This is a genomic window from Micromonospora globispora, from assembly GCF_003857015.1.
Lineage (GTDB): Bacteria > Actinomycetota > Actinomycetes > Mycobacteriales > Micromonosporaceae > Micromonospora > Micromonospora globispora.
Genome location: NZ_QGGF01000197.1, coordinates 1 through 4,985, shown reverse-complemented (window position 1 = coordinate 4,985; position 4,985 = coordinate 1). Strand labels below are relative to the sequence as shown.

The 4,985-nt window shown below is 70.9% G+C and carries 6 protein-coding genes; all 6 read right to left on the bottom strand.

Features of this window, described 5'->3' with window-relative positions; translation table 11 throughout:
- Window positions 1–518: ADP-ribosylglycohydrolase family protein (locus tag DKL51_RS07600; protein WP_148097745.1), on the bottom strand; the 518-nt coding region annotated here is incomplete at its 3' end.
- A gap of 2 nt (window positions 519–520) precedes the next feature.
- Entirely contained in the window at window positions 521–1,816 is a 1,296-nt protein-coding gene (locus tag DKL51_RS07595) for an ABC transporter substrate-binding protein (RefSeq protein ID WP_109966057.1), read from the bottom strand.
- 36 nt (window positions 1,817–1,852) lie between these two features.
- On the bottom strand, window positions 1,853–2,692 hold the full coding sequence (locus DKL51_RS07590) for a carbohydrate ABC transporter permease (RefSeq protein WP_109943066.1): 840 nt from the start codon (window positions 2,690–2,692) through the stop codon (window positions 1,853–1,855).
- Window positions 2,692–3,624 (bottom strand): carbohydrate ABC transporter permease, encoded by a 933-nt coding sequence (locus DKL51_RS07585; RefSeq protein WP_109943067.1) that lies wholly within the window; start codon window positions 3,622–3,624, stop codon window positions 2,692–2,694. Before DKL51_RS07585 ends, DKL51_RS07590 begins: the two co-directional genes overlap by 1 nt.
- Window positions 3,621–4,712 (bottom strand): LacI family DNA-binding transcriptional regulator, encoded by a 1,092-nt coding sequence (locus DKL51_RS07580; RefSeq protein WP_109943068.1) that lies wholly within the window; start codon window positions 4,710–4,712, stop codon window positions 3,621–3,623. Before DKL51_RS07580 ends, DKL51_RS07585 begins: the two co-directional genes overlap by 4 nt.
- Before the next feature lie 142 nt (window positions 4,713–4,854).
- Window positions 4,855–4,985, bottom strand: a 131-nt coding sequence (locus DKL51_RS07575) for a DUF4395 family protein (RefSeq protein ID WP_124811874.1), incomplete at its 5' end; no start/stop codon positions are given.

The following is a 4,985-nucleotide window of genomic DNA, read 5'->3' as shown; positions in this document are numbered from 1 at the left end:
GCGTACGCCCCGGCCGGGTCGCCGGCGTTGACGATGCCGACCGGGGCCATGTACATGGCGGCGCCGCAGTTGACGATGTTGCCCACGCCGGCCTCGCGGGGGTCGGCGTGCGCGTGGTGCAGGCGGGTGACCAGCCACCGTTCGGCCGCGGCCAGCCGGTGGAAGGTCACCCCCTCCCGCTCCAGGTCCGGGATGTACACCACCCGCTCGATCAGGTCGGGGACGAGCAGTTCCACCACGTCGTACGCGTCGAGGTGGTCCCGCTTGGCCGCGTACGCGCGGACCAGGGCGTGGGTCATCAACGTGTCGTCGGTGATGTGCCCGTCGCCCTTGTGGTACGGCGCGAGTGGCCGCGCGGTCGCCCAGTCGGCGTGGAACGGGGGCACGATGCCCTCGACCCAGCCGCCGTAGCGGGCGCGGATCTGCTCGGGAAGCGCTGTCTCGGTGGCCCCGCCGAGGGCGTCGCCCACCGCGGCACCGACCAGGCAACCGACCGACGTGTCGAGCAAGAGTGACATGGTTACCTCAGAACCTGCTTGCCACCGTCGACCAGCTGCGTGCCGAGCTGATCCAGGGTGATCTTGTTGGCGAAGTACTGCTGCAGCGCCGGGGTGGCGTACTTGGTCTTCCACTCCGGGTAGGCGTCGACCTTCTGGAACGGCGCGACGGTCAGGTCGGCGGCGCTGTCCGCGGCCACGTCCCAGCCCTGCTTGCCGCCGGTGGCCTTGACCAGCTCCTCGTTGGCCTGCTTGCCGGTCGGCACCAGCCAGTCACCCTTGGCCAGGGTGGCCATGTTGGTGGGGTTGAGGAACCACTGGAGGAATTCCGCGGCCTGCTTCTTGTGCTTGCTGTCCTCGGAGATGGACAGCGTCTGCGGGTTGGCGGCCTGCTTGCTGGAGAGGCCCTTGATCGGCGGGAGGGTCACCCACTCGAAGCCGGCGGGGGCCTGCTCGACCATCTGCTGGCGCAGCGAGACCGAGCCGGGCAGCATGGCGTACTTGCCGCCGAAGAAGCCGGGCAGGGTGTCCGCGCCGCTCATGCCGAGCGCCTCCGGGGAGGCGGACTTGGTGGTGTAGAGCATGTCGTGGATCCGCTTCGGCACCTCCTTCTCGGGGTCGCCGACCTTCACCTCGGTCTTGCCGCCGTCGGTGTAGAAGAACTTGCCGTCGTAGTTGAGGGCCAGGTTCATCACCCGGTTGGTGGGCGACTTCAGCGCCCAGGCCACGCCGTACTGGCCGGGCTTGGTGAGCTTCTGCGCGTTGGCCTGGAACTCGTCCCAGGTCCAGCCGCCGTCGGTCGGCGGCACCGCGACGCCGGCAGCGTCGAGCAGCTTCTTGTTGGCGATGACGACCTGCGACTCCAGCAGGAACGGCACGCCGGTGACCTTGCCGTCGTAGGTGACGGTGTCCCAGACGCCCGGGTCGATCTGGCCCTTGAAGTCGTCGCTGAGCAGCTTGGAGACGTCGGCCAGGTAGCCCTGCTTGCTGAACTCGCCGATGGCGGAGGCCTCGTAGTGCACGATGTCGGCGGCGTCGCCGCCCTCGAACGCGGTGAGCAGCTGGTCGTGGACGGAGTTCCAGTCGCCCTGGACGTACTCGACCTGGATGTCGGGGTGCTCACTGTTCCACTTGGCGACCAGGTCCTTGTTGGCCTGCAGCGACTCCTTCTGCCAGGCGAGGCTGAGGAAGCGCAGCTTGACCGGACCGGACGACGCCTTGTCCTCGCCGCCGCCGTCACCGCACGCGGTGAGGGCGCCGAGGCCGACGACCGCGACCGCGGCGGCCGCGGCGAGTCGACGGAATCTGCTACGGAGCATGGGGGATTCCTCCTTGGTGGTGGGTGGGGGGACGGGTCAGCCCTTGACCGCGCCGGCGAGCGACCCGGACGAGAGCCGGCGTTGCATGAACGCGAAGAAGATCAGGCTGGGCAGGGTGGCGAGCAGGGATCCGGCCGCGAGCGGGCCGAGTCGGGCGGTGCCCTCGATGCCGACGAACCGGGCCAGGGTGACCGGCAGGGTGGCCAGCTCGGGGGTCTTGAGCAGCACCAGGGCGAAGAAGAACTCGTTCCAGGCCGAGATGAACGAGAACAGCGCGGTGGCCACGATGCCGGGCGCGAGCAGCGGGAACACCACGCGGCGCAGGATCTGCAGCCGACTGGCGCCGTCGACGCTGGCGGCCTCCTCCAGCTCGCGGGGGATGTTGCGGACGAAGCCCTGCAGCATCCAGAGCGCGAACGGCAGCGCCCAGACCACGTAGATCAGCACCAGCCCGGCGTGGCTGTTGGCCAGCCCGACCTCCCGCAGGATCAGGAAGATCGGGATGATCAGCAGCACGAACGGGAAGAGCTGCGACAGCAGCACCCAGCCCAGCGCGGCGGTGCCGAGCTTGGTCCGGAACCGGGCCAGGGCGTACGAGGCGGGCAGCGCGACGAGCACGGTGAGCACCGCCGAGGCGAGCGACACCTGCAGGCTGTTCAGCGCGGCCCGGCCGAGTTCCTGCTCGGTGAACGCCTGCACGAAGTTCTGCGCCGTCGGGTTGGTCGGGATCAGCGTCGGGTGCAGCTGGACCAGCTCCCGCGGCGGCTTGAACGCCGTGGAGACCAGCCAGACCAGCGGGAACCCGAGGAAGATCAGGTAACCGGTGAGGGCGACGTACTGCAGGGTCCGCCCGGTACGGCTCGGCTTTCCGAACATCAGTTGGCCTCCCGGAGTCGGCGCCGCAGGTAGACCGCGAGCAGCGCGACGATGATCACGACCATCACGTTGCCGAGCGCGGCCGCGTAGCCGTAGTTGCCGTAGCGGAACGCCTCCTCGTAGGCGAAGAGCATCGGCAGCATGGTCTTGCCGCCCGGCCCGCCGGCGGTCAGCACGTAGACCAGCCCGAACGAGTTGAAGTTCCAGATGAAGTCCAGCGACGTGATGGCCACGATCACCGGCGCGAGCGCGGGCAGCGTCACGTTGCGGAACCGGTGCCAGGTGCCGGCGCCGTCCACCGCGGCCGCCTCGTGCAGCTCGCGCGGCACGCCCTGCAACCCGGCCAGCAGTACGACGGTGGTCTGCGGCATGCCGGCCCAGACGCCCACGATGATCACCGCGGGCAGGGCGGTGCTGAAGTCGCCGAGCCAGTTGGTCCGCAGCCCGTCGGCGCCGACCCGGTAGAAGAGTTCGTTCAGCAGCCCGGCGTCCGGGTGGTACACCAGCTTCCACAGGATGCCGACGACCACCGGGGGCATCGCCCAGGGCACCACGGCGAGCACCCGGGCCGCGCCCCGGAACCGCAGCTGCTGGTTGAGCAGCAGGGCCAGGCCGAGGGCGAGCAGGAACTGCAGCACGGTCACCCCGACCGCCCAGAGCAGGCCGATCTTGAAGGAGTTCCAGAACAGCTCGTCGCCGAGCAGCTCCCGGTAGTTGGCCAGCCCGGTGAAGCTCACCTCGACGTTGCGCCCGGCGCGGGCGTTGGTGAAGCCGAGGTACATGCCCCGCACCAGCGGGAACACCGACAGCACCACGATGGGTAGCAGCGACGGCAACAGCAGCAGGTAGATGCCCATCCGGTCGGAGCGGGACCGGGCCGCCCGGGGGCCGTCGGCGTGGGCGACGTCGGGCCGTTCGGCCACCGTGGTCATGCGGTCACCTCCGGCGTAGGCGGCGCGGCCGGCGCGGGGACGAACAGCGGTGAGACGTCGGGGACCGCGGCGCTGGACGCGCGGACCGCGAGGCTCGGCGGCACCTGCTCCCGCCGAGGCGGCAGGGTCGGGTCGGCGATCCGCTGCAGGAGCAGTTCGGCGGCGCGGCGACCGCGCTCGGCGGAGCCGAGGGAGACGCTGGACAGTTGCGGGAACATCATCCGGGCCAGCTCGGTGTCGTCCATGCCGACCAGGGCGACGTCGGAGGGGACCCGGTGGCCGGCGGCGAGCAGGGCGTGCAGGGCGCCGACGGCGATCAGGTCGTTGGCGCAGACCAGCGCGTCCGGTCGGGCCCGGGCGAGCAGCCGCTCGGTGGCGGCGCGGCCGGCGGCGTACTGGAAGTCGCCGACCTCGACCAGGCGCTCGTCCACCTCGATGCCGTGGGCGGCGAGGGCGGCCCGGAAGCCCGCGTCGCGGGCGGCGCCGGGGACGGTGTCGAGCGGGCCGTTGACGAAGCCGATCCGCCGCCGCCCGGCGGCGACCAGGTGGTCCACCGCCAGGCAGACACCGGTACGGGAGTCGGTGCGTACGTTGTCGACGGGGGCGTCGGCGCCGAGCTGACCGATCACCACCACCGGCACCGGGCTGTCGACCAGTGCGGCCAGGTGGTCGTCGGTGACCCGGATCGGCGAGACGATCATCCCGTCGACGTAGCGGTGGGCGAGGCGGCGCAGCAGCGCGGTCTCGTTGGCGATCTGGCCGCCGGTGGCGTGCACCAGCAGCTGGCGTCCGGAGGCGGCGACCACCTCCTCGATCGCCCGCATCATCTCGACGTACACCGGGTTGCCGATGTCCTCGACGGCGAGCGCGATCAGGCCGGTGCGCTGCGACTGGAGCGAGCGGGCGATGGCGTTGGGCACGTACCCGACCTCGGCCGCCGCCTCGCGGACCTTCCTGACGGTCTCCGGGCTGCCGCCGACGCCATTGAGCACGCGGGAGGCGGACGCGATGGAGACGCCGGCGCGGGCGGCGACGGTGTGGACGGTGGGTCGACCGTCGGCCGACTCCTGTAAACGTTTACGACCCACGCCCGGCACCTCCAGCTGATTGCTGTAAACGTTTCCGGGAGTTTGCGCCTGATTCGACGGTCAGGTCAAGGGCTCGTTACGAAAACGTTTCCGACCGCGTCGGCTGCGATCCCGCGCAGCCCACGTGACGGAGGGCGGCCGGTCAGCGCGTTGCGGCCGGCACCCGGGCGGCCAGCGGACGGCCGGTCAGCCGGCGGATCGCCAGGTAGCCCTCGCAGCCGAGGCAGACGTCGAAGGCGGCGTTGAGGAACGCCGGCGCGACCGCGGCGCCGG